The 24,162-nt window shown below is 63.3% G+C and carries 18 protein-coding genes and 2 pseudogenes; 9 read left to right on the top strand and 11 right to left on the bottom strand.

All coding sequences use genetic code 11. The annotated features are described in order from the left end of the window. Positions 1 to 125: 125 nt before the first annotated feature. On the top strand, positions 126 to 701 hold the full coding sequence (locus AB4Y34_RS24320; RefSeq protein WP_368717452.1) for a VOC family protein: 576 nt from the start codon (positions 126 to 128) through the stop codon (positions 699 to 701). Positions 702 to 1,531: 830 nt separating this feature from the next. On the opposite strand, the gene AB4Y34_RS24315 is transcribed toward AB4Y34_RS24320, so the two are convergent. Further along, positions 1,532 to 2,680 (bottom strand): prolyl oligopeptidase family serine peptidase, encoded by a 1,149-nt coding sequence (locus AB4Y34_RS24315; RefSeq protein ID WP_368717451.1) that lies wholly within the window; start codon positions 2,678 to 2,680, stop codon positions 1,532 to 1,534. Between the two features lie 461 nt (positions 2,681 to 3,141). Here AB4Y34_RS24315 and AB4Y34_RS24310 point away from each other — a divergent pair. Further along, positions 3,142 to 3,382, top strand: a pseudogene (locus AB4Y34_RS24310) (sterol desaturase family protein); the annotation flags it as partial. A gap of 216 nt (positions 3,383 to 3,598) precedes the next feature. Here AB4Y34_RS24310 and AB4Y34_RS24305 read toward each other — a convergent pair. From AB4Y34_RS24305 to AB4Y34_RS24295, 3 genes and pseudogenes are all read right to left on the bottom strand, one after another. Continuing rightward, positions 3,599 to 5,566: an alpha-amylase family glycosyl hydrolase gene (locus tag AB4Y34_RS24305; protein WP_368717450.1), complete on the bottom strand. Its 1,968-nt coding sequence runs from the start codon at positions 5,564 to 5,566 to the stop codon at positions 3,599 to 3,601. 264 nt (positions 5,567 to 5,830) lie between these two features. Further along, a pseudogene (locus tag AB4Y34_RS24300) lies at positions 5,831 to 6,790 on the bottom strand (aldehyde dehydrogenase family protein); the annotation flags it as partial. 285 nt (positions 6,791 to 7,075) lie between these two features. Further along, complete coding sequence (locus AB4Y34_RS24295; RefSeq protein ID WP_368717493.1) at positions 7,076 to 7,306, bottom strand: phosphotransferase; 231 nt, start codon at positions 7,304 to 7,306, stop codon at positions 7,076 to 7,078. A 360-nt stretch (positions 7,307 to 7,666) separates the two neighbouring features. Between AB4Y34_RS24295 and AB4Y34_RS24290 the strand changes: the two genes are divergently transcribed. From AB4Y34_RS24290 to AB4Y34_RS24275, 4 genes are all read left to right on the top strand, one after another. After that, complete coding sequence (locus AB4Y34_RS24290; protein ID WP_368717449.1) at positions 7,667 to 8,890, top strand: acyl-CoA dehydrogenase family protein; 1,224 nt, start codon at positions 7,667 to 7,669, stop codon at positions 8,888 to 8,890. Positions 8,891 to 8,994: 104 nt separating this feature from the next. Further along, complete coding sequence (locus tag AB4Y34_RS24285; RefSeq protein ID WP_018436380.1) at positions 8,995 to 9,339, top strand: DUF3088 domain-containing protein; 345 nt, start codon at positions 8,995 to 8,997, stop codon at positions 9,337 to 9,339. A 21-nt stretch (positions 9,340 to 9,360) separates the two neighbouring features. Then, positions 9,361 to 10,710 (top strand): LLM class flavin-dependent oxidoreductase, encoded by a 1,350-nt coding sequence (locus AB4Y34_RS24280; RefSeq protein ID WP_368717448.1) that lies wholly within the window; start codon positions 9,361 to 9,363, stop codon positions 10,708 to 10,710. Positions 10,711 to 10,752: 42 nt separating this feature from the next. Next, positions 10,753 to 12,108, top strand: a complete 1,356-nt coding sequence (locus AB4Y34_RS24275; protein WP_368717447.1) for an LLM class flavin-dependent oxidoreductase — start codon at positions 10,753 to 10,755, stop codon at positions 12,106 to 12,108. Positions 12,109 to 12,240: 132 nt separating this feature from the next. Here AB4Y34_RS24275 and groL read toward each other — a convergent pair whose 3' ends face one another. Together groL and AB4Y34_RS24265 are read right to left on the bottom strand one after the other, a co-directional pair. Next, the gene (gene groL / locus AB4Y34_RS24270; protein ID WP_368717446.1) at positions 12,241 to 13,881 is read right to left on the bottom strand and encodes a chaperonin GroEL; all 1,641 of its coding nucleotides are present in this window, start codon (positions 13,879 to 13,881) and stop codon (positions 12,241 to 12,243) included. 13 nt (positions 13,882 to 13,894) lie between these two features. Further along, positions 13,895 to 14,185: a co-chaperone GroES gene (locus AB4Y34_RS24265; protein ID WP_368717445.1), complete on the bottom strand. Its 291-nt coding sequence runs from the start codon at positions 14,183 to 14,185 to the stop codon at positions 13,895 to 13,897. A gap of 290 nt (positions 14,186 to 14,475) precedes the next feature. Here AB4Y34_RS24265 and AB4Y34_RS24260 point away from each other — a divergent pair, with 290 nt between their 5' ends. Beyond that, the gene (locus tag AB4Y34_RS24260; protein ID WP_368717444.1) at positions 14,476 to 15,798 is read left to right on the top strand and encodes an LLM class flavin-dependent oxidoreductase; all 1,323 of its coding nucleotides are present in this window, start codon (positions 14,476 to 14,478) and stop codon (positions 15,796 to 15,798) included. Between the two features lie 53 nt (positions 15,799 to 15,851). On the opposite strand, the gene AB4Y34_RS24255 is transcribed toward AB4Y34_RS24260, so the two are convergent. From AB4Y34_RS24255 to AB4Y34_RS24235, 5 genes are all read right to left on the bottom strand, one after another. Further along, positions 15,852 to 17,027 carry an ABC transporter substrate-binding protein gene (locus tag AB4Y34_RS24255; RefSeq protein ID WP_176377750.1) on the bottom strand — a complete coding sequence of 392 codons (1,176 nt, stop codon included), beginning with the start codon at positions 17,025 to 17,027 and terminating at the stop codon, positions 15,852 to 15,854. A 128-nt stretch (positions 17,028 to 17,155) separates the two neighbouring features. Next, positions 17,156 to 17,731 (bottom strand): peroxidase-related enzyme, encoded by a 576-nt coding sequence (locus AB4Y34_RS24250; protein WP_176377751.1) that lies wholly within the window; start codon positions 17,729 to 17,731, stop codon positions 17,156 to 17,158. Continuing rightward, a complete protein-coding gene (locus tag AB4Y34_RS24245; RefSeq protein ID WP_176377752.1) occupies positions 17,728 to 18,294 on the bottom strand; it encodes a CMD domain-containing protein in 567 nt (188 codons plus the stop codon). The genes AB4Y34_RS24250 and AB4Y34_RS24245 overlap by 4 nt, the downstream gene beginning before the upstream one ends. 14 nt (positions 18,295 to 18,308) lie before the next feature. Next, complete coding sequence (locus AB4Y34_RS24240; RefSeq protein ID WP_176377753.1) at positions 18,309 to 19,814, bottom strand: NAD(P)-binding domain-containing protein; 1,506 nt, start codon at positions 19,812 to 19,814, stop codon at positions 18,309 to 18,311. Beyond that, positions 19,811 to 20,821: a LysR family transcriptional regulator gene (locus AB4Y34_RS24235; RefSeq protein ID WP_368717443.1), complete on the bottom strand. Its 1,011-nt coding sequence runs from the start codon at positions 20,819 to 20,821 to the stop codon at positions 19,811 to 19,813. The genes AB4Y34_RS24240 and AB4Y34_RS24235 overlap by 4 nt, the downstream gene beginning before the upstream one ends. 337 nt (positions 20,822 to 21,158) lie before the next feature. Between AB4Y34_RS24235 and AB4Y34_RS24230 the strand changes: the two genes are divergently transcribed. Then, positions 21,159 to 22,337, top strand: coding sequence for an ABC transporter substrate-binding protein (locus AB4Y34_RS24230; protein WP_176377755.1), 1,179 nt, complete (start codon positions 21,159 to 21,161; stop codon positions 22,335 to 22,337). Further along, a complete protein-coding gene (locus AB4Y34_RS24225) occupies positions 22,334 to 24,157 on the top strand; it encodes an ABC transporter permease (RefSeq protein ID WP_368717442.1) in 1,824 nt (607 codons plus the stop codon). Before AB4Y34_RS24230 ends, AB4Y34_RS24225 begins: the two co-directional genes overlap by 4 nt. Positions 24,158 to 24,162: the final 5 nt, after the last annotated feature.

Here is a 24,162-nt window from a genome sequence, read left to right as displayed (position 1 = left end):
GGAAGCGGGACGACACGGACTTCACTTACAACCTGAAGGTGCAGGGACCGGAGCGCCGATAAGGCTGACACAGCCCGGTAGAAGCCCCGAGTGAGTACATTGGGGTCTCCACGGCCGTCTGACCGATGACGAAGCATGACGGTCACGCGAGTGGCAGACTGCTATCGGCGGCGAAAGGTTGCAGCTGGCCGAGTGCTGTCCGACTTGGTCGGCTGAGCCCGACCACCCTTTGCGGACATCCGGCGCTCGGAGGACAATGCCCTTGCGAATCTCTTCCGAGCATACCCAACATGTCTAAATTTCGGCCCGATGGATGGCATACCGTCACGCCCCGAATCGTCGTAAGCGATCCGGAAAACCTGATCACATTCATCAAGATGGTGTTTCAGGCAGAGGGCGAATTCCATCACGGGCGGCCTGCCGAAATCATGATCGGCGATTCTGTGGTGATGGTTAGCGGCGGAGACGGCCTTCGCGATCCGATGCCGGCGTTTCTGTATGTCTACGTCGAGGACGCCGATTCGACCTACGAGCGGGCGATTGCGGCGAATGCGATCTCACTCGAAGTTCCGACCGACATGCCATACGGCGACAGGCGAGCGATGGTAAGAGATCCGTGGGGAAACAGATGGCAGATTGCCACACATCAGCGCGACCTTTCTGCTGCCGAGATCCGTTTAAGGTTGGCCAACGACAGATAGGCCGATATTTGTGGAGCACGGAGCGATTTGGGCGTCTCGTCTTCTGCCCCCAGTTGGCCAAACCGGTCCGGTAGCTGAATTGAGAATCTTTTGCCGGCCCGCAACGGATGATCGCGGCAAGTCGACCCAGTTCGGCCGGCGGATCCCCTATTGGGCGAAGGTCACCTCTTGGGGATGAACGGTCGACCATAGACCTGCGCCTGCCGGCAAGTCCGCCAGCCACAATGTTCACTGTTGGCTCTAAGTGACAATCTGCAATTACCGCCACGGTCAGTTCGAACGCAGGCGGGCGAAAAGGTCACCCGAGCATGTGAAGACCGTGAGACGTCGTCCGCGTAGCACTTTGAACACATGCATGCGCCACTCCAGAGGAGCACAAAGATATCACGGGCGCTATAAGTTATGGACGCGCACGTGAGATCGTAAATGTGAAGTAATACAAAGAATTTTCACCGCACCCAATGGGAGAGTTCGTGCCGGGATACTCATGGGTTTCGGTAAGTGGACCTCTTGCTGTCAGACGCCACAGGTCAGATCCCGTAAGCGGGAAGATTGGTTGTCCCGCCGCTGGCGCGCTTGCCATCGGAATGCTTGAATTCGCCAACTGCGAATTCTTGATCAATCTTCTCAGCCGCAACGAGGCCATCACAGTTTGCACCGAAGTAACCGTTCAACTTGTGGCCCACATAGTTAGCCGCCGCTCATAATCCTGGAACGGGGGCGGAGGAGGCAGAGGAGGGGGACGGTGGACTGAAATAAACCGAAATCCGCTCCGTTGATAGTGTTGTCGGCGGCCATCGGCGCCCGGGTCGAACCGTACCAGGACGACCCTACGGTCGGCCAGTCACGCGTTGCACCATCCCGTAGAGCACGGACATCTGCAAGCCGCTCTTGAGCGCGTAGTTCGGGTCGTATTGATTGGAGTAGCCCCACCAGTCGAAGCATGCGTTCGGGTTGGTCGGCCCCGGCGCAGACGACGCGAACGTGTCGGGATACACGACCACAAGCTTGTTCGTGTCGGCCCATTCGTTGATGCCGGCCTCGGTGACCCAGCGGTTGCCGATCAGTGATGCCTCCTGCAGACAGCCGTGCAGAGCGAGCACGAATCCACACGTTTCGCCCTTCGCGCAGGCTTGGGGAACAAAAACGCTGCCTGTGGAACTCATCGAAACGTTTTCGGACGCCCCGAACTCCGTTTGATCGAATGAAGACAGCGTACCCTTCAGCGCTCCGTTTTCGCGCGGTTTCAATGGGCCGAGGAACATCGTCAACCACGTTTTGACTGAATCGTAGACTTCGCCATTGGCCGAACAGCGCACCATGTAGGGACTCCCGAGAGTGCCGCACGCAAGTTCGCCGTCAGGCGATTCCCAGCCGTGCTCGGCGGGAAACATATTGTCAAAATGGACGTTCGCTCCGTAATGTGCGTACTCCGAGTCGAGGTCGGCCATCTCACGTGGATTGACGACCTCGTCCAGCGTGCCGGACCACAGATAGACCGGCTGTCCACGCAGATTCGTCGCCGGGTCGATGGTCCCGAGGGACGATTGCGCGTCAAGGTACGCCTCGGATGGCACCAGCGTGCTGTTATACGACGCCTGATTGGTCGGAAGCGTCTCGCCGCCACAGTTCGCCAAAGCCGTAGCGGCTCCTCCGGCGCCTGCACACCAATACACCCCGCCAGCGTACACGGCGGCTCCTTTGAAGGTAGACGAGTGAGCAACGTGCATCTGCACTGCCGCGAAACCGCCAGAGGAGATACCCGCGACGAAGACTTTCGCCGGATCAATGTTGTAGCGCTGTAGCTTGACGATTGCGGAAGGGGCCGACGCACTGTCCGAGGTTAGACCCGCGGAGCCGGCTACCGCCTTCTCCTGTGCCGATGTTCCGGCCGGATCGCCACTACCGCCACACCCGGCAAGGCCGATCGCTAGTACAAACGCCGGCACGAACCGCCGGCCCAAAGCCTTCGTTGTCATTGTCGTCTCCTCGGCGGGGCAACTTACCCAAGTGCATCACTCCGACTGTCGAACTGGGCGCGGTTTCGCCTTCCGCCAAAAGCTCGCTAACACTAGTGATCGACAAAGCGCGCATGTTTGCCGCGTACGATGTGCCCGGCGATATCCGGCGCAGCAAAAATCGGTCCCGCAGCACGGCAATCCTCGAACGTCTTTTCTAACCGCACGCTCCATTAACGAAAGCGGTTTCCATTTATCGAGGTGGGATTGAAGCTGCTACGCGGTCCCATGCCCGTCCAATTCTGTGCTCCGGGCGGAGGGTTCCCTGACCGGTTCACATTACGTAGAAGGGAGCGTCGGCGTGGGGGTGCCCCTATTTTCCGCCGGACCCTTCAGTCGGCGCGAGACGCGCCATTAACGATTACACGACTCTTGCCGCGTGCGCGGTCACGGCGGCGGCCGCCATCCCACGTGGAAGAAGCGCTGACGAACCGTGTCACTACGGTCTCGTGACGCCGATCACGTCGCGCAACCCGCTCGTCGTCGAGTTCGAGCACTGGGCCACGCTGGTTCGCGATATGTTCAACGCGAAGAGCCCGTGGATCGCGATCAATCACGTGATTCAGCCGCCGGGGCTGGCTGCCGGACGGCGGAGGCGAAACGACCGAAGAACTGCGCCGCAAAAGCAAACAACCCGGTACGACGGGGGCCCTTCCGGGGTAGGGCATCGCCAGGCGCAAATCGAGGGCACTTCAGTTCAGCGGACGCAGGACCCTTACGCGTGTTGAAAACAGCTTTGCCGCGGGGAACGCGTTCGGAAACTGAGCTGCGACATGGTCTCAAGCAATCGAAGATGTCGTTTCCGTTTTTGAGCTCTTGGCTTGACCAATTCCCTGCAAACCACGCTAACCCAAGCTGTCAGGCAGTCGACGGTCGGGATCAGCCCCTCGCGAAAACGAGTGAGCCGGTCGCGGGCACCTCGAGCCATGCGGACACCACAAAACCATCCAATGGCGGCCCAGATGCGTCGACACTGCCACCATTGCCAACCGGTGAGGGATTCGGATAGCCGTCGTAGACGTCGCTATTGAACACTTCGCGCCACGTCCCTGCCGTCGGCAGTCCGATCTGATATGCATGCTTGGGGAGTTCGTCGAAGCTCACCACGACGATCACGTCGCTGCCGACACCTTCGATCCAGCGATGCATGACCAGCACGCGGTCGAAATCGTTCGCGCGGGATACGCGCACGCTTGTGGAGGATAGTGCCGGCAACGCGAGCCGCAAGTGTACGAGATCCGTCGAGCAACGCAGAAAATCGCGCATCGACGGGTCCGCCGCCGTCAGCCCCGCCCAGTAGATAAGTCCGTTAGTGCTGCGGTCGTCGCTCCAGTTCTTGTCTTCCAGGCACTCCTGGCCCATGAACAACAGTGGAATGCCCGGCGCGCAAAGCAGTAGCGTCGTGGCCGCGCGTACGCGGCTGCGTGCATACCACGAGCGACGGTCGCTCGAATCCGCGAGAAACGGCAGCCGCGCTGCGCCGACATGGCCCGCGTAGGTCAGATCGTGATTTTCGAGGCACGTGTTGAGCTTCCATGCCTCGACGGGTGTCGCCATCAAAGCGTCTGCGACTGCGGACAGGTCGAGGCTCGCCGACAAACCGTAACTGCTCTGTTTGAGCAGTGCACGCACACTGTCTCGCATGCCGTCCGCGAGTTCGGCGTCGAAGCCCAAGCCGCCAGGAGGCGGCTCGACCGCGCGTGGCCGATCGCCGTTCCAGTACTCCGCAATCTGCACCACCGAGCGTCGCGTCGCGCGCACGGTTTCGCTCAGGTGTTGCGCGAACGTTTCACCGCCGTGATTCACAATGGCACTGACTTCGTCATAACGAAGGCCGTCGACGTGATACTCGGTCAGATAGAACCGCGCATTGTCGATCAGGAACTGACAGACCCCGTCTTGCCAATAGGCGAAGATCGGTCCTATCCATGTCTGGTCAGTAAAGTAGAGACTTCGATTGGGATCAGGACCTTGCTGGCAGTCGTAGAACCAGATACTTCTGGGGTCGAACATGCCCCGGCTATCGTGGCCGAACGCGTGGTTATACACCTGATCGAGAATCACAGCGATGCCCTTCAAATGGCACAGATCGATGAGGCATTTGAGCTGGTTGATTCCCGGTGTCAGGTCCGTTTGCGTCAGCGCCGGCTGACCTTTACCGGCGAGCATCGCGTTGATTTCGGCAAGCCGCCAGCGCAGGTCGTCGGGTGAAACGCAATAGGGAATTTCGGGGGAATACGGATCCGTGCCGTTGTACCCCAAGCTATAACCCGTTTCGAACTCCTGGATCGGTAGTAGCTGGATGGCGTTGATGCCGAGGGCGAGCAGGTAGTCGAGGTTCGCCACAACATCGAGGAACGTACCGCTGCGTACGGCGCGCGCGTCATTGCCTCGCTCGTCTTCCGCCCACCATGTGCCGACATGCAACTGGTAGACGATCAACTCGCGCAAGGCGGGAGGTTGCCACGCGCTGTCATGCCACGGATAAGTCGCCGGCTCGCGCACGAGGCACCAGGAAGCCGGATAGGCTGGAGCAAAGCTGAGTTCGCGCGCGAAGGGATCGCGTTTCCATCCGCTGCCGCCCACACCTTCGACGTAGAACAGGTAAGGATCACCTTCCTTGATCGACAGCAGCAAGCCGCCCCACGTTCCATCGCCGAGCGGCTCCATTGCGTCATCCGACGCGGGCTGCCAGCCTGCTTGCGCGAGCGTCGGTTCGAGCGCCGCACCCGCCACGACGAACACGGCCGTTGCGTTGGGCGCCCATGTGCGAAAGCCGGTGCCATCCGTCGTAAGCGATGCGCCCATCGGACTCGTGCGCCCGACACGACCTTTCATCACGCTCATGTTCACTCCAGGGTAGGGGGCCAGTCGATGCAGTATAGGAAATCGGCTGGCGTCCGCGCAGATTTGTCAGCATCCTGATCGATGAAACTGGGGCCGCCCGTCGGCTAAATTGCCGTTCGTCATCCGCATGCCCCTTCAGTGTGCGCGGTCCATTGCTTTGCACTTGGCGAACGCATCGTTTCTCGCCACCGTTTGCACAAGTTGTCGTGTGCGATGCGGTGCATCGACTACGCTGACAGCCACGGCTTCCATGCAAGGGAAGGCGACGCGCTTGGTGAGCAGATCGGCGAACCTATCGTATACCGGCGCTTGCACGTACACGCGATTCGGGGAGACGCACGTCTGCCCGCCGTTGCGAAACTTCGATGCCATGAGCCCCGCGACGGCGGCCTCGAGATCCGCGTCGTCGAACACGATGAAAGGCGCATTGCCGCCTAGTTCGAGCGAAAGCTTTTTCAGCGTCCCCGCCGACTCGCGCGCCAGATACTTGCCTACCGGCGTTGAACCGGTGAAAGTGATCTTGCGCACGTGTCCGTCGTCCAATCAGTCTTTGACGGACTCAAACGCGTTGTCTCGCGACGTACTGATGAGATTGAGCACGCCTGCGGGAACGCCTGCTTCGTGTGCGAGGAGGACCAGCGCGAACGCGGTGAACGGCGTGTCCTCAGCCGGCTTGCCGACAACCGTGCAGCCTGCCGCGAGCGCCGGGGCGATCTTGCGCGCGATCATCGCGAGCGGAAAATTCCACGGCGTAATTGCCGCGACGATCCCTACCGGTTCCTTCACCGCGCTCATGCGCTTGCCGCGCTGCTGCTGCTGCTGCGGAATCATATCGCCGTAGATTCGTGTTGCTTCATTGGCGAACCATGCGACGTATGACGCACCGTACATGACCTCGCCACGCCCTTCCAAAAATGGCTTCCCCTGTTCAAGCGAGATGAGATGCCCGAGCGTATCCGCGTGTTCAACGATCAGTGCATGCCAGCGATGCAGGACGGCGGCGCGCTCCTTCGGCAAGGTATCCCGCCAGGCGGGGAAGGCGCGCGCGGCCGCATCGGTGGCGGCTTGCGCATCGGCAGGGCCGCTGTCCGCGACTTCAGTGATGATTTCGCCCGTTGCCGGATCGGTCACGGCAAAGCGCTTGCCGCTTGCGGCGGGAACCCACTCGCCATTGATGAAATTGTCGGCTCGAATCAGATCGCGCAATTGATAAGCCTTTTTCATCATGTCAACGTGTTTGCGTCCTGGGATGAGGAAAGTGATGAGCACCGGTGACGGCACAGCACGCGAAAGAAGTGATCCGGGTCATGTGCATGGAGCAATGCCGATTCGCGGGGGAAGTGAAAATCCTCCAGGCGCGATAGCCAAAACCTCAAAGCCGCCGCTCTGAGCACTGCGGGCAAGTAGCGTCGCTCCAGCGAGCTGAACGGGCGAGCGCGCTCATAAGCTTCGACGAAGGCAGTGGCCATGGCGGGCAGCAGTGCTCCGGACTGGCGATCGATGCACCAGTCATATGAATACATCGGTTCCCGCGAAGTAAAAATCGAAAAAGCCCGACAGCTTTTCCACGCCGGTTCGGTTGTCCGAGCCGGCCGCAGAGGCGAACAAGACGTTATCGCGAGACAGGTCGCCATGTACCGGGCCTCGGGGCAGTGCCCGGTACAAGCGATCACTGGCGAGTGCCTGCTGGAACCTGAGTTCGTCAAGAAGGACATCCCATCGATCGAGTTCGGCGCGAATCCCAGCATCATGATCGTTGCGAAGAATGTGAAGGACTATGCGCCGACGGGTGAGGGGATTCGCGGCAGCTTCGCCGATCTGTATATTCAGCCGTAAAGCGGACCTTCATCCTCACGTCACCGTCGACGCTCGGGTGACATCTCTTTGGCAGCCGTCCGCGATGCGACAAGCGGGCGTGACGGCTTTTGCGCCGCGCATGGAGGTCGTCGCATTGTCATTGCAGGCAGGCGAATAACGTAAGCGCAAATCGGTTGTTATCCGCACCGATACGCGTCCCTATACTGGCACGCTGTCCTGTCGATGAAGTCCGACGCCCGGCGCAAGTATGCCGGTCTGCCTGTCCAGTACGAGGAACGACGAATGGCTGAATCCGATCAACATAACACCGCTGCGCAGGAGCGCCTAAAAACCGCGCTCGCGTCGCTACCCGCGCTCGCGCACGCCCTTGCGCAAGACGCCGCGTCACGGGAGGCGCGCCGCGAATTGCCGTTCGACGGTTTCGCATTGTTCCGCCGCTCCGGGCTCACACGCCTGCGCCTGCCGCTCGAATGGGGCGGACTCGGCGGTTCGCTCGAGGACGAGTTCGAAGTTATCGCGACGCTTGCGGCCGCGGACAGCAATCTCGCGCACGCACTGCGCATCCACTTCGATCAGGTCGAAGCGTTGCTGTTGTCGCCACGCACGCCGTTCAACGAGATCCAGATTCAGCGCATCGCCGATGGCGCGATTTTCGGCGGCGCCTCCACTGAACTGGGCACCGCGCGCCCCGGCGAAATCACGACCCAGCTGCGCCCCGACGGTGTGCACTACCGCCTAAGCGGCCGCAAGTACTACGCGACCGGCACGGCGTTCTCCGACTTCGCGCGCCTGAACCTGCAAGACGAGAACGGCGACCCGGTGCTCGCGATCGTGCCGGTGAAGCGCGAAGGCTTGCGCGTCCTCGACGATTGGGACGGCATGGGGCAACGCATGACGGCAAGCGGCAGCCTCGAATTCGACAACCTGCTGGTTCGCGACGACGAAGTGACGCCGCGCGTGCAGACGACGCTCGTTGGGCGTCACGGCGGCGCGCTGCGGCAACTGCATCTGGTGGCGGTGGCGGCAGGCATCGTGCGCAACGTCGTCGCCGATGCGAAGCACTATGTGTTGCGGCATGGCCGTCCCGCGTTGCACAGCCCCGCGCCTTCCGCGCGCGAGGATGCCTTCATCCAGCAGGTGATCGGCGATCTGGGTGCGCATAGCCATACGATCGATGCGCTAGTTCGTGATAACGCACGCGTGCTCGACCGCTCGGCGCGGGCGATCCGCGAGGGCACCGCCGATGCGCCGGCGCTGGTGCTGGATGGCGCGCTCGCGACTGCACGCACTCAGCTGGTCGTCAGCAAGCTCGCGCTTTACGCGGCGGAGCGCATGTTTGAGGCGGGCGGTGCGTCGGCGACGTCGCGCGCGCACAACTACGACCGGCACTGGCGCAATCTGCGCACGATCTTCAACCACAACCCGCTGTTGCATAAGGCTCGCGTGATCGGCGATTACGAACTGAACGGCGTGACGACGCATCTGACGGAAGGACGCGTGTTCTAACCAACGCCGAGTGGGGCATATCAATCCGCGATTCTCCTGGCGGCGAGACAGCGCCGCCAGCCTGCCAACCAGTCCGGTAGCACATTTTTGAGGAAACCTGCGCAATGAGCCGAGACCTTCTGATCCTGCTGGAACCAGGATTCACCGACCCGCATCATCCCGGCGAACGCTTTATCTGTCCGCATGGCGCGCCGATCGAAGGGCTGCTTGCGAGCGACCCCGCGCGCGTCGGACGGCTCGACGTGCTGCGCGTGCCGTTCGAGCGGCCTCGCAAGGCCGTGATCGAAGCGCTCGATGAAGCGCATCAGGGGCTGCCCGCGCTCGTGTTCGGCGACGAACAGCCCGCGCCCGCCGATGCGGATTCGCTCGGGGAGCGACGCTTCGTCACCGATCCGCGCCGCATTCTCGACCTGCTCGCCGAGCGGCACGGTTTTCCGAAAGTCCACTGATCCAACGCGAGGACATCGCTGATGAGTCGTCTTCCGGCACGCGCCGCGCGGCGCCGCCTGCATCTAAACGTCAACATTCTGCACTCAGGTTTCGTGCCCTCGGCATGGCGGCTTGACGAGGCCGAGCCACGCGCGTTCGTCGATGTGGATCACTACGTTCGCGTCGCGCGGATCGCCGAGGCCGGCAAGCTCGACGCGGTATTCCTCGCCGACAATGCAGCGATCGTCGACCAGATCGACTTCCGCCCGATCACCGCGCTTGAACCGACGGTACTGCTCGCCAGCATCGCGGCGGCGACGACGCACATCGGAGTGATCGGCACCGCATCGACCAGCTACAACGAGCCGTACAACATCGCCCGGCGCTTTGCGACGCTCGATCACGTCAGCAACGGCCGCGCCGGCTGGAACGTCGTGACCACCGCCGACCTGCCATCGGCGCGCAATTTCGGCCGCGACGCGGTACCGAACCATGCGCAACGCTACGAGCGGGCCGCCGAATTCACCGAAGTGGTCAAGGCGCTATGGGATAGCTGGGAGGACGACGCGTTCGTCGGCGACAAAGCCCGCGGCCGTTTCGTCGACGTTGCAAAAGTGCATGCGATCGCGCATCGCGGCCGCTACTTCGACGTACAAGGGCCGCTGAACCTCCCGCGCTCCCCGCAAGGGCATCCTGTGGTGGTGCAGGCGGGGGCGTCGGCAGATGGCCGGGAGCTGGCAGCCCGTCATGCGGAAGCGGTCTTTTCCGCGTCGCAATCATTCGAGGAATCGGCGGCTTACCGGCGCGATCTGAACGAGCGGGCAGCCGCCTATGGCCGCCCGCCCGTCAAGGTGCTCGCCGGTCTGACGACGATCATCGGCGCGACTCACAGCGAAGCATTGCGCCGGCGCGATGAACTCGTCGAGCAGATTCCGTGGCGCTACAGCCTGAACCGCCTCGCGGGTACGCTGGGCATCGACGTAGAGCGTCTGACGCTCGACGCGCCGTTGCCCGACGACCTCGCGCTGCCCGGCGGCGGCAACGGAAACCTCACGTTCTTTCACGCGACGCTCGCCGAGGCGCGCCGTCATGGTCACACCGTACGAGACCTGATCCGTGCGCTGGCGGGCGGCACCGGTCACCGGGTGATCGTCGGCACGCCAGAGCAGATCGCGGACGACATCGAGCGCTGGTTCGACGGCGGCGCGGCCGATGGCTTCAACCTGATGCCCGATGCGCTGCCCGGCGGATTACGAGATTTCGTCGATGGCGTCGTGCCTATCCTGCAGCAGCGCGGCATCTTTCGTAGCGAATACGAGGGCACGACGCTGCGCGAGCATCTCGGACTGGACCGTCCACCGAACCCGCAACGCTGGCGCGACAGCGCATAGGGTTGCGCCGCCTTACCGCCAGATCAAGGACTCGTACAGATCATGAGCCAACGCAAAGGACACCTACGCCTCGGCGCGTTTCTCTATCCGACCGGACATCACATCGCCGCGTGGCGTCATCCTGACGCACGCGCGGATGCGGGCCGCGACTTTCGCCACTACGTGCAGCTTGCCCAGGCGGCGGAAGCCGCGAAGTTCGATCTGATTTTTCTCGCCGACGGCTCGGGCACGCGCGGCGACAATGTCGATTTCCTGAGTCGCACCGCGCATAGCTATGTGGCCCAGTTCGAGCCGATCACGCTGCTCTCGGCACTGGCCGGGTTGACCGAACGTATCGGCCTCGTCGGCACCGCTTCGACGACCTTCAACGAGCCGTATCACATCGCGCGCAAGTTTGCGTCGCTCGATCACATCAGCGCGGGGCGCGCAGGATGGAATCTGGTCACGTCGTCGAGCGCGCACGAGGCGAAGAACTTCGGCTTCGACCAACATCTCGCGCATGCGCGGCGCTACGAGCGCGCCGTCGAATTCGCGGAAGTGGTGGACGGACTGTGGGACAGCTGGGACGACGACGCGTTCGTGCGCGACAAGGCAGCGGGACGCTACTTCGATCCCGCGAAACGCCATGTGCTCGATCATCGCGGCGAGTTCTTCAACGTGCGCGGACCGCTGAACGTCGAACGCTCGCCGCAGGGGCGGCCCGTCGTCGTGCAGGCCGGGTCGTCGGAAGCGGGCAAGGCGCTCGCGGCGCGCACCGCGGAAGTCATCTTTACCGCGCAGCAGACGCTCGACGATGCGGTCGCGTTCTACGCTGACGTGAAGGGTCGTCTCGCGCAATACGGTCGCGAGCCCGACGACCTGAAGATCATGCCGGGCGTGATGCCAATCGTCGGCGAGACCGAGCGCGAGGCGCGCGAAAAGTTCGATGCGCTGCAGGCACTGATCGACCCTGCGGTCGGTCTCTCGCTGGTATCGACGCTGACCGGCGGCTTCGATCTGTCGGGCTATCCGCTCGACGGGCCGATCCCCGAACTACCCGAAACCAACGCGAGCAAGAGCCGCCAGTCGCTGACCCTCGAACTGGCGCGGCGCGAGAACCTGACGATCCGCGAGCTTTATCTGCGCGTGGCTGGGGCACGCGGGCACTGGCAACTGGTCGGCACGCCGCAGCAGATAGCTGATGCGCTCGAGGAGCGTTTCGTCAACTACGGCGCCGACGGCTACAACGTGATGCCGGCGTTGCTTCCCAACAGTCTCGATGACTTCATCCGGCTCGTGCTGCCGGAATTGCGGCGCAGAGGCCTGTTTCGCCACGAATACGAAGGCCGCACGCTGCGCGAGCATCTCGGCTTGCGACAGCCGGTGTCGCGCTACCAGCGTGAAGCCGTGACGGATTGAATCCGGATCGGGGCAGGGCACACGAAGCGGTTGCAGCTTGGCCCCTCAAAACAAAGCGCCGCGCATCGACGGTCGCGATGCGCGGCGCGTTGCGCCGACGCCTCACGGCGTCAGCAGGCTCGAGCAGTTCGATTAGTAGTCGAAGCCAGGACCGCCGGCTCCAGGTCCCGCCGGCGATGTAGCCGCTGCCGCGTCTTTCGGCGCTTCGTGCACGGTGGCGTCGGTCGTCAACAGCAGGCTCGCCACGGAGGCTGCGTTCTGCAAGGCCGTACGCGTGACTTTTGTCGGATCGACCACGCCGGTTTCGACGAGGTCGCCGTATTCGCCCGTGGCCGCGTTGTAGCCATAGTTGCCGCTGCCTTCGGCCACCCTGGCGACGATCACGCTCGGTTCCTCGCCCGCATTGGCGACGATCTGGCGCAACGGTTCTTCGAGCGCGCGACGCACGATGTTGATGCCGGCGTTCTGATCCGCGTTCGCGCCCTGAAGTGCGGCGATCGCCTGCTTCACTCGAATCAGCGCGACACCGCCGCCCGGCACGATGCCTTCTTCGACAGCGGCGCGTGTCGCGTGCAACGCATCATCGACGCGGTCTTTCTTCTCCTTCACCTCGACTTCCGTCGCGCCGCCCACCTTGATGACGGCGACGCCGCCGGCGAGCTTGGCTACACGTTCCTGCAGCTTTTCACGGTCGTAATCCGAGGTTGCTTCCGCCATCTGCGCGCGAATCTGCTTGACGCGAGCTTCGATGCTGGCCTTCTCTCCGCCGCCGTCGATAACCGTGGTGTTTTCTTTGTCGACCTCGATGCGCGCGGCCTCGCCGAGTTCGGCGAGCGTCGCTTTCTCGAGCGTCAAACCGGTTTCCTCAGCGATGACCTGGCCGCCGGTGAGGATCGCGATGTCTTCGAGCAGCGCCCTGCGCCGATCGCCGAAGCCTGGCGCCTTCACCGCGACCGTTTTCAGAATGCCGCGAATATTGTTCACGACGAGCGTCGCGAGTGCTTCGCCTTCGACGTCTTCCGCGATGATCAGAAGCGGCCGGCCGGACTTTGCGACCTGTTCCAGTATCGGCAGAAGATCGCGAATGTTCGCGATCTTCTTGTCGTGCAGAAGCACGAATGGTTGTTCGAGTGCGGCGAGCTGCCGGTCCTGGTTGTTGATGAAGTAGGGCGAAAGATACCCTCGGTCGAACTGCAGGCCTTCCACAACGTCGAGTTCGTCCGCGAGCGACTTGCCGTCTTCGACGGTGATCACGCCTTCCTTGCCGACCCGGTCGATCGCTTCGGCGATGCGCTGGCCGATCGATTCTTCACCGTTCGCCGAGATCGTCGCAACCTGGGCGATCTCCTTGCTGGTGGTCGTGGGCTTGCTGATCTTCTTCAGTTCGTCGACGGCCGCGGCGACGGCCTTGTCGATGCCGCGCTTCAGATCGAGAGGATTGAGGCCCGCCGCGACGTATTTCTGGCCTTCGCGCACGATCGCCTGTGCGAGCACGGTCGCGGTGGTCGTGCCGTCGCCCGCGGCGTCGCTGGTCTTGGACGCGACTTCCTTGACGAGCTGCGCGCCGATGTTTTGCACCTTGTCGGCCAGCTCGATTTCCTTGGCGACGGACACACCGTCCTTCGTCACGACCGGGCTGCCGAAACTGCGTTCGAGCACGACGTTGCGGCCCTTCGGCCCGAGCGTCACTTTCACCGCATTGGCGAGCAGGTTGACGCCTTCAACCAGTTTGGAACGCGCGTTGTCGCTGAAAGCGACTTCTTTGGCTGCCATGTTTGCTTTCTCCTCAAATTTGAACGACTGCGACGATATCTTCCTCGCGCAGCACCAGCAATTCGTCGCCGTCGACCTTTACCGCGTGGCCCGCGTACTTGCCGAACAGCACGCGATCGCCGACCTGCAGGTCCGGTTCGACACGCTTGCCATCGTCACCGCGGCGGCCGGGACCGACAGCGAGGATCTCGCCCTGGTCGGGCTTTTCCGCGGCGCTGTCGGGGATCACGATGCCAGACGCGGTGCGGGTCTCCTGACCGAGACGCTTGACGATCACTCGATCATGTAAAGGGCGTAGGCTCATCTGTTATTTCCTTCCTGATAGGTAACTGTTGACAGTGCGCTCCACGGCGCCAGATTCAGGACGGTAAGTCGGCGCCAGCGCAAATCCAACCAATGTTTGCGCATATGAAAAGCACTCGAGGAAGGAAATCGATTCGTCCGTGCGCAGCGCGTCAGGCATAAAGCGCCTGCATACGGCGGACATTGAACGTCGCTGCTGTCGGTCTGCAAATCGAAATCGAGTTGCCGCCAGGCAGCGTCAGCGCGGCCGCATTACACTGGCGCGACCCTGTTCTCGATTGAGGTCGATTCATGTCACGTCAGCTTCGCCTCGGCGCCTTCATGCGCCCCACGACGATCCACACCGGTGCATGGCGGTACCCTGGCGCCTATCCTGATGCCAACTTCAATTTTGGGCATCTGAAGCGTTTTGCGCAGACGCTCGAGCGTGGCCGCTTCGATGCGTTCTTCATGGCCGACCACCTCGCGGTGCTCAACATGCCGCTCGACGCCCTCAGGCACAGCCACACGGTCACCTCGTTCGAGCCGCTCACGCTGCTGCCCGCGCTCGCGGCGGTCACCGAGCGGCTGGGTCTCGTCGCGACCGCGTCCACGACATTCGACGCGCCGTATCACGTCGCAAGGCGGTTCGCCTCGCTCGACCATATCAGCGGTGGCCGCGCTGGATGGAATCTCGTGACGACATCGAATCCAGACGCGGCGCTCAATTTCGGCCTCGACGAGCACGTCGAACACGACGAGCGCTACCGGCGCGCCCGCGAGTTCTTCGACGTGGTCACAGGTCTGTGGGATAGCTGGGCCGACGACGCTTTTATCCGCGACACGGCGAGCGGAACATTCTTCGACCCGCAAAAGCTGCACGTGCTGAACTACAAAAGCGCGAACTTCTCGGTGCGCGGTCCGTTGAATATTGCCCGGCCGATTCAGGGCTGGCCCGTGATCGTGCAGGCGGGCTCATCGGAGGCGGGACGGCAGATTGCCGCGGAAACGGCCGAAGTCGTGTTCACCGCGCAAACCACGCTGGCAGACGGGAAGCGTTTCTACGCCGACGTAAAAAGCCGCATGGAGAAACTCGGCCGCTCGCGCGATCACATGAAGATTTTGCCGGCGGCTTTCGTCGTGGTGGGCGATACGCTCGAAGAGGCGCTCGAAACGCGTGAGCGGCTCGATACATTCGTCCACTACGAGAGCGGCATCGCTTCGTTGTCGATCGCGTTGGGGCATGATGTATCCGGTCTCGATCCGGACGGCCCGTTGCCGGAAATTCCTGAGACCAACGCAAGCCGTACCGCGCGGCAACGAGTCGTGGAATGGGCGCAGCGCGATGGATTGACAATCCGTCAGCTCGCGCAGCGCATCGGCGGATACTCCGGGCTGGAGATGATCGGCACCGCCCGCATGATTGCAGATCAGATGGAGCAGTGGTTGCTGGAAGAGGGCTCGGACGGGTTCAACGTGATGTTCTCGCATCTTCCGGCCGGCCTCGACGACTTCGTCGACAAAGTCATTCCCGAGTTGCAGAAGCGGGGGCTCTTCCGGCGCGAGTACGAAGGCAAGACCCTGCGCCAGAATCTTGGGCTGCCACGGCCTGAGAACCGGTTCTTTTCCGCATAAGGCGAATCGCGCCCGGCCGCATCGGCAGGCGGCCCGCGCGAATGTGCCTGCCGCTACCTGGCCGCCAGTGCGGGCTTGCTGCCAAGCAGCGCCCACTGCCCATTCTCGACGACGAGATTGACGCTTTTCACACCGTTCACGCGTCGAGTCGCCGGATCGAACGTCGCCTTGCCGAAGACGACGCTCGGCACGTCATGCAGCCTCGGCAGCGCATCGCGCACGCCGCGTCGATCGAGTCCGCCCGTGCGCAACGCATACGCGGCAATGATCGTGGCGTCGTAGGCGAACGCGTTGAACGCGTCGGGCTCGTGATGATATTTCGCTTCGAAGTCGCGAACGAAGCGCTGGACTTCGGGGCTCCGGTCGCCGGGGAAAAAGCTCGTGTTGGTGGTCACGCCGTTTACGGCATCGCCGCCGAGTTCCATGAATTTCGGCGAGTACACCGAACTCGCTGCGACGATCGGCAGCGTGATGCCGCCCGTGCGGGCCTGACGCACGATCTGCGCGCCGTCCGAGTAGTACGAAATCAGCACGAGCGCGTCGGGCTTGGTATCGCGCACACGCAGCAGCGTTGCGCGAAAGTCCTTGTCGGTGGGCTGATAACCTTCGGTCGCGATCACTTGCGCCCCCCGCGCGGCGGCTGCCTTCACGAACACGTCCTTGCTCGCACGGCCCCAGTCGGTGTTCTGGAACAGCACGGCGACTCGCCTGAAGCCCTGCTTGACGGCCAGATCCGCGAGCAGCGGTTGCGCATCCGCCTGGCTGACCGACGGACTCCAGATGAAGTCGCCGCCTTTCGTGAAGTCCGGGTGCGAGTTGGTAAAGCCCAACTGGACGAGGCCCGTGCGTTGATAGATCGGCGAGGCCGCCATCGAAGCGGGGCTCGAAAAGTCGCCGAGTTCGATCAGGATGCGCTTGTCGTCGACGAACTTCTGCGCGATCGCGACCGCCTGGCGCGGATCACTCTGGCTGTCTTCGAACACGTACTGCAGCGGATGGCCGTTAATGCCGCCGTCGCGGTTGATTTCATCGAGCGCGAGGTCGAAGCCGGCTTTCCACTGTGCCCCGTATTGCGCGTTCGGACCCGTCAGCGGTCCGCTGACACCGAAGAAAACCGGCTCGCCGCTGGCAGGCGCCGCAGAAGAAACGGCGGAAAGAGAGAAGGCAATTACCGCGCCGGCGAGCGTGAAAAGTCGCCGGTGCAGCGCGGAGAAACGCGAGGCGTACATGACGGATTCTCTCGGAGTGAGTGGGACTGCAAGTCTCTAACGCATCGCATCGTGCGGCAACGAAGCGATTGTCATATCCATTCGCTGGGCACCGCACTACTGCGAAGTCGATGCGGCGGCGCTCCCGGTCAGGCCGGAAACATCGGTTCGCCCAGCGTCAGCATCAAACGGTTGGCCCAGGCAAAGATCGCAATCGCGTGGCTAAGATCGAGAATCTGTGCATCGTCGAGTCCCGCGCGGCGAAGCGCATCGAGCGATTCCGGCGTGAGCGCCTGCGGCTGCAACGTGAGATCGATCGCGTATCGAACGATCGCGCGCTCCCGTTCTGTCGTACCCGCCGTTTCAGGAGCGGCGAAGATCTGCTGGATGACGTCCTCGCGCTTCGCGAGTTGCTGGAAACGCTGCGCATGCACCGACGCGCAATACACGCATCCGTTGACACGCGAGACCACCGTGCTCGCGAGCTCGCGCTCCGCTCGCGACAAACCGCCCGGCGCATACATGATGCTATTGAACGCGCCTGATCGTTGCCGCAGGATTTCCGCTTCGTGGACCAGCAACAGGTAGTAATCGGAAGTCTTCGCTTGCGGGTGGCTCGCTTCGAGTACCGCAGTCTGCTCGGGCGATGCCTGTTCGAGCGCGACCGTATCGAGCCATGCGGACCAGCCGAGGGTTTGCGTCGTAAAGCCGTGATCCGCACTCATGCTCGTGCCTCCAATGCGCGCAACGCGGCGACGACCCGCACTTGATACGTGACGAACGCGACGAGCTGCGATAGCGCGACGATGGCGCGCGTCGTGAGGCCGGCAGCCTGCAGTGTTCCGAGCGCCGGCTTGCCGGTCGCGGCGGGACGCAGCGTCAAGGCTTGCGTGTGACGCAGGATCGCGGCCAGCCGCTGGTCCGTCGTCGCCATCGACGCGACAGGAACCGCGCGCTGCGCGGCGATTGCATCGAGGAGCGACCTCGTGGTTTCAGTTTGCGCGTCAGCCGCGGCCGCCAGTGTCAGCAGACGCTCGCGATATGCGAGTGCCGTCTGCTCCGCATTCGACAACAGCGCCGCATACCACGCCGCAAAGAGACGTTCGCGAAGCGTCAGATCGGCGACATCGGTCGAGAACAGCGCGTCGTGGCTGCCTTGCGTATAACGGGTCGCGTCGCCGCGAAACGCGCGCAGAGCCGCGGTCGCGCCGTCGGGCGCCAATCCCGCGAGTTGCGCGACGAAGTCATCGGCCACGGGAGCCGATCGGGAATCAGCGGATGAAGACATCAGATGTGGGTCCATTAGAGGGCAGCGTTGTCGGCGGGCATCGTGTCGGCAGTGGCATCGGCGTCGTCCCATTCGTCTCCCGCGAGTTCGGCGGTGTCGAAGGCTTGCAGCGCCGCGTAGTGCGTATCGCGGTCGGCGTCGAACAGCATTGCGGCGATCGCGCGCGCGAGCCGCTGCGCGCCGTCACTGATCGCGGGGATGTCGCCGGCGACCTTGCCGTGCGTCAGACTGGCTGCGTGATTGAAGCAGTGAATGCGCGCGAGCGCTGGGCAGGCCCCGGGAACGCGTTCCTGGAAGGCGAAGTTGCGGTCGAGGTCCGGCGAGCTGGCGAGTTCTTCGTTAGGCAATTCCGCCCCCGGTGTAAAGCGGTCGCGCCAGCGGCGCACGTGCGGCGCGATGAGCGCAAATTCGTCGCGCGTGTCGATTTCCGAGTGAAAGCCGGTCGCGAAGATCAGGTAGTCGAGGGTGTATTGCCCTCGGGGCGTGTCGACGACGATCGTGTCGCCTTCGTGGCGCAAACCCGTCAGCGGACTGGCCAGGTGCAGGTTAGCCTGCGCGTGAGCGGCGACCCGCAGCACGCTGTCGCGCGGCGGTGGAGCCTGCGTTTGCGCCGAATAGTGCAGGAAGCGCCACTTCCAGGCGTCGGGCAGATTCGCGAACCCGTGAACGAGGCCGGGGCTACCGATGCCGGTCAGTTTGTTGATACGGGGCAGCGCGGCGCGCCGCACGAATAGATCGACTCGCCCGGCCCCCGCTTCAAGAGCGCTCGCGGCGTTGTCGAACGCGGATGCGCTCGCGCCGACCACACCGACACGTTTGCCGCGCAGCGCGGCAAAGTCGATCGGGTCCGATGAGTGCGCGCGCAAGTGCCGCGGAATGTCGCGGGCCACGTCGGGAACGTACGGGCCGCCAAGCCCTTCACGGCCGGTCGCGAGCACGACATGACGAGCAAGCACGGTTTCGCGCCGCGCATCTTTGCGGTCGTTGACCGCTCCGCGCAGCAGCACAAGCTCTATCAGACCGTCGCCGCGCGTCTGCAGTTTCTCGACGCGCGTGTCATTGGAGACCGGCAGATCGAGCACGCGCCGATACCAGCGCAGGTAGTCCATCCATTGCACGCGTGGAATCTTATGGAGCGCGCGCCATTGTTCGCGGCCGAACTGGGCCTCGTACCACGCGCGAAACGTCAACGCGGGCAAGCGCAGTGCGGGCCCCGTCAGTTGCTTGGGCGAGCGTAGCGTCTGCATCCGCGCGTAGGTGATCCAAGGTCCTTCCTGACCGGCCCGCGCCTGATCGAAGAGCCGCTGATTGTCGATGCCGAGCAGGCGCAATTCGGCGCTCGCGGTCAGCCCGGCCATGCCAGCGCCGATGATGGCGACATCGAGCACAGGTTGGCCGGCGGATGTCCGCGCGGGCACCCACGAAGGCGCGGGAAGCTCCAGCCAGGCAAGATCCTCGCGAAGCCGCGCTTCGAGCGCGGTCAGTCCGCCAGCGGCGTGGAAAGGAGTCGTGGCGCTCATGCAGTGGTCCCGATGTCGCGGAGAGTAAAAGTGGGCGATTGGGCGGCGGTTTCCGCTCCATCCGCCTGGTCGTGGGCAACCAGCGCGCCATGCCGTGACGCTGCGTGACGCATGGCCCCGGGCAGCAGCCCGTGCGATACCTCCGCGAGCGTATCGATCATTGCGTTGACGGCGTCGCTGCGGGGACGGCCGGAAAGTGTGACGACGCCATACAAAAACGGAATGGGCACATCGAGCGCTTTGACCTCGACGTCCGCGACGCGCATGCCGAACGCGGTCACCGGATCGACGATCGCGACGCCGATCTGCTGTTGCGCGGCCATCATCGCATTCAGCGACGCATTGGTTTCGAGTGCAACGTGAAGCGCGACGCCGGCCTCGTCGAATGCGCGATCAATGCGGCTGCGCAGACGATAACGGTTCGCCAGCGTGGCGACCGGCTTGCCCGCGAGCCGCGCGAGTCGCAGCACGGCATCGCGCGCGAGCGGATCGTTTCGGTGCAGCACCGCGACGCAGGGCGCCTCGATGATGTAGTGCACGTCAAGCGCCGCATGATCCAGCGGCAATGTCGCGATGCCGATGTCGGCGGAACGTGACAGCAACGCCTCGACGACCTGCTCGGCGGACGCACTGCGCAATTGCGTGTCGACGCGTGCGCTTGCCTGCGCGAGCTTCGAGATTGCGCGTGGCACCAATGTCGCGGCGAGCGCGGGTGTCGCAACGACGCGCAATGGCATTGCCTCGTCGCGGCCGATCGCCCGCGCGCTGGCCTCGATAGCGGCCAGGCCGATCAGCGAGCGCTCGACTTCGCCATATAGCCGGAACGCGCGGCTCGTCGGCGTGACGCGAGGTCCTTTACGGTCGAACAACGCGTAGCCGATCTCCTGTTCGAGATCCTGGATCGTTCTAGTGATGCCGGGTTGCGAGCGGCCAAGCATACGAGCGGCCCCGGTCATGCTGCCCGTCGACATGACTGCCGAGAATGCTTCGAGTTGATGCAACTCCATGCAATGCCTCATCCATGTGATGGGTGCATTTTAGGAGCGCTTGAATGCGCAGTTCTTATAATAAATTCCGCTATGTAATTGACGAAAACGACGGATCGCCGACGCCTATGTGTGCCGTAGCGGTTGGTTCACTACGATCATCGATCGTGGAAAAGCGCTTGAAACAAGGCGTCTTCGTCATCCGATGCTGTGCCGAGTGCGCTTCTGAAGTGCTTCGGCATTCGTCGTCAAAAGCTTTGCTGATGCAACGGAATAAGCTTCGTCGCGTATCTTCGTTGGCCCGCGTCCGCGCGACATGGTTACATGGCCTCACTCGATTCGAAGGCGTGAGACCTGTATGTCGATTCTGTGGAACAACAAGCGTGGTGCGACCCGCACACTGCTTCACCTGGCCGGCGCGCTGGCGCTTGCAACCTGCGGCGTGATGCCCGTGGCGCACGCGGCCGATCCTTACTGGGTCGGCGTGACCGGACCGCTGAGCGGCCAGGATGCGCAGTACGGCGAGCAATGGAAGCGCGGCTTCGATCTCGCGCTCGATCAGATCAACGGCAACGGCGGGATCAACGGCCATCCGCTCAGCTATGAGTTCGAGGACAGCCGCAGCGATCCGCGTCAGGCCGTAGCCATCGCACAGAAGTTCGCCGACGACAAACGCATCCTGCTGGAATTGGGAGATCTGTCGAGCGGTGCCTCGATGGCCGCGTCGCCGGTGTATCAGCGCGCGGGTCTCGTGCAGTTCGGTTTCACGAATTCCCATCCCGACTTCACGAAGGGCGGCGACTATATGTGGAGTACTGCGATCAGCCAGGCCGAGGAACAGCCGCTGCTCGCGCACTATGTGACCAAAGGACTCGGCTTCAGGAAAATCGCCGTGCTCTATCTGAACACGGACTGGGGCCGCACCAGCAAGGACATCTTCGCGAAGGCCGCGACCGCGGACGGCGCGCAGGTCGTCGCGGCGGAAGCGTATCAACCGAACGAAAAGGATTTTCGCGCGACGCTCACGCGCGTGCGAAGCGAACAGCCGGATTCGATCGTGCTGATCTCCTACTATTCCGACGGTGCCCAGATCGTTCGCCAGGCGCGAGCGGGCGGTGTGAGCACGCCAATCGCGGCGGTCGGCTCGGTGTATTCACCGAAGTTTCTCGATCTTGGCGGCCCTGCGGTGAACGGCGTCTACACCGAATCGAACTTCTTCCCCGGCGATCCGCGTCCTGAAGTACAAAGCTTCGTGCAGCGCTACCGCGCCAGATACGGCGCCGATCCGGATACCTTCGCCGCGCGCGCGTACGACGCGATGATTCTGTCGGGCGAAGTGATTCGCCGCTACGGTGCCGATCGCGCGGCCGTGCACGACGGCTTTGCGAAGATCAGCGATGTACCGAGCGTGATCTTCGGCAAGTTCAGGTTCGATCCGCAGACGCGCCGCGTGGCTGGCGCGAAGAATCTCGAGCTCGTCGTGAAGGACGGCAAATTCGCTCTGTGGGACGGCGCGAGCGCCGTGCATACGCCATGACTGCGTGGTTCGACTACACGATCAATGGCCTGATCGTCGGCAATATCTATGCGCTGCTCGCGGTCGGCCTCGCGCTGATCTTTGGCGTATCGCATCTGATCAATTTCGCGCACGGCTCCGTGTATATGGTGGGCGGCTTCATCGGCTGGCTGTGTCTGACGCGGCTCGGTTTGCCGCTGCCCGTGGCGCTGCTCGCGACGGTCGCGGGCTGCGCGCTGCTCGGCATTATGATCGAGCGGCTCGGCCTGAGGCCGCTGCAAGGCGCGGCCCGTATTGCGCCGCTGCTCGCCACCATCGGTATCAGCTTCGTACTCGACCAGCTCGCGCAGATCGTGTTCGGGCCCGATCCACGTCCTGTGCCGAGTTCGCTGCCCGACTGGACGCTGTCGCTCGGCGGGGCCGCCATCGGCTCGCTCGATCTGCTGATTGCGGCAATCGGCATCGGCGCGGCGGGCGTGCTGTACATGTTCCTACGCTTCACGAGGCTCGGCTGGGCGGTACGCGCGACCGCGCAGGATCGCGATGCCGCGCAGCAGATGGGTGTCAATGTGAATGCCGTGAATCAGGCCGTGTTTGCGATCGCCTGCGGGCTCGGCGGCTTGAGCGGCTTGCTCGTCGGCATGTACTACAACAGCATCGATCCGGCGATGGGCTTTCAGGCGACGTTGAAAGGCGTCGTCGCCTTGCTGATCGGCGGCTTGGGGAACGTGCCCGGCGCGATCGCCGGCAGCTTGCTGCTCGGTCTGGTCGAGAGTTACGGGGTCGCGTTGTTCGGCACCAGCTATCGCGACCTGTTCGCGTTCGTGCTGCTGCTGGTGTTTCTCGTGTGGCGGCCAAATGGTCTCTTCAGCGCGAGCCGCCGGTTGCCGCCCGAGCCGCTGACCGGCACGTTTCTGTCGAACCGCCGCGCGCTGCACGTTCCGCTTCGCACGATCGTGGCACTAGTGGCGCTCGCCTTCGTGCTGCCGCTCGTCGTGCCGTCGTCGTACGTGCTGCAGACGCTGACCAACGGCTGGATCTATGGGCTGTTGGCGCTCAGTCTGACGCTCGTCGCGGGCACGGTCGGGCAGATTTCATTAGGGCATGCGGCGCTGCTGCTGATCGGCGCCTATGCGTCGGCGCTGCTGTCCGTCAATCTGGGCTGGTCGCCGGCTTTGACGATTCCGCTCGCCGGCCTCATCACCGCGGCGATTGGCACGGTGCTGATTTACCCGTCGTTCAGGCTGCGCGGCCACTATGTGTCGATTGCGACGCTTGGCATCGGTGAAATCATCGGCCTCGTGGTGCTCAACTGGGACAGCCTGACGCGCGGTCCGGTGGGCATCACCGGCATTGCCCCGCTGTCGCTGTTCGGGTGGCAGTTGACGGGCGTGCGCGCCGTCTACTGGTTCACGCTCGCGGTGCTCGTGCTGCTCGCACTGCTGCAGGCGCGGCTCCTGAACTCGCACCTGGGCCGCACGTGGCGCGCGATCCGCGAGGACGACGTGGCGGCGCGCGCGTATGGCATCCGCCCCAATCGCTACAAGGCGATCGCGTTCGCCTGCGGCGGCCTCGCGGCTGGCATCGGCGGCGGGATCGCCGCGCACCTGTACAGCTATATCAACTATCAGACCTTCGACTCGCAAGTGTCGATCCTTGCGCTGACGATGGTCATTCTCGGCGGTCTCGGCAGCGTGATCGGCGCGGTGGCGGGTGCGGTGGCGCTGATCAGCCTGCCGGAACTGTTCCGTTTTGCCGCCGACTACCGAATGCTGATTTACGGCGTGATCTTGCTGCTGCTCGTGCGCTTCCGGCCGCAAGGGCTGTTCGGTTCGGTATGACGGAG

Origin of the sequence: Paraburkholderia sp. BR10954, from assembly GCF_040965775.1 — a bacterium.
GTDB lineage: Bacteria > Pseudomonadota > Gammaproteobacteria > Burkholderiales > Burkholderiaceae > Paraburkholderia > Paraburkholderia youngii.
This window is presented reverse-complemented; position numbering and strand designations above follow the sequence as displayed.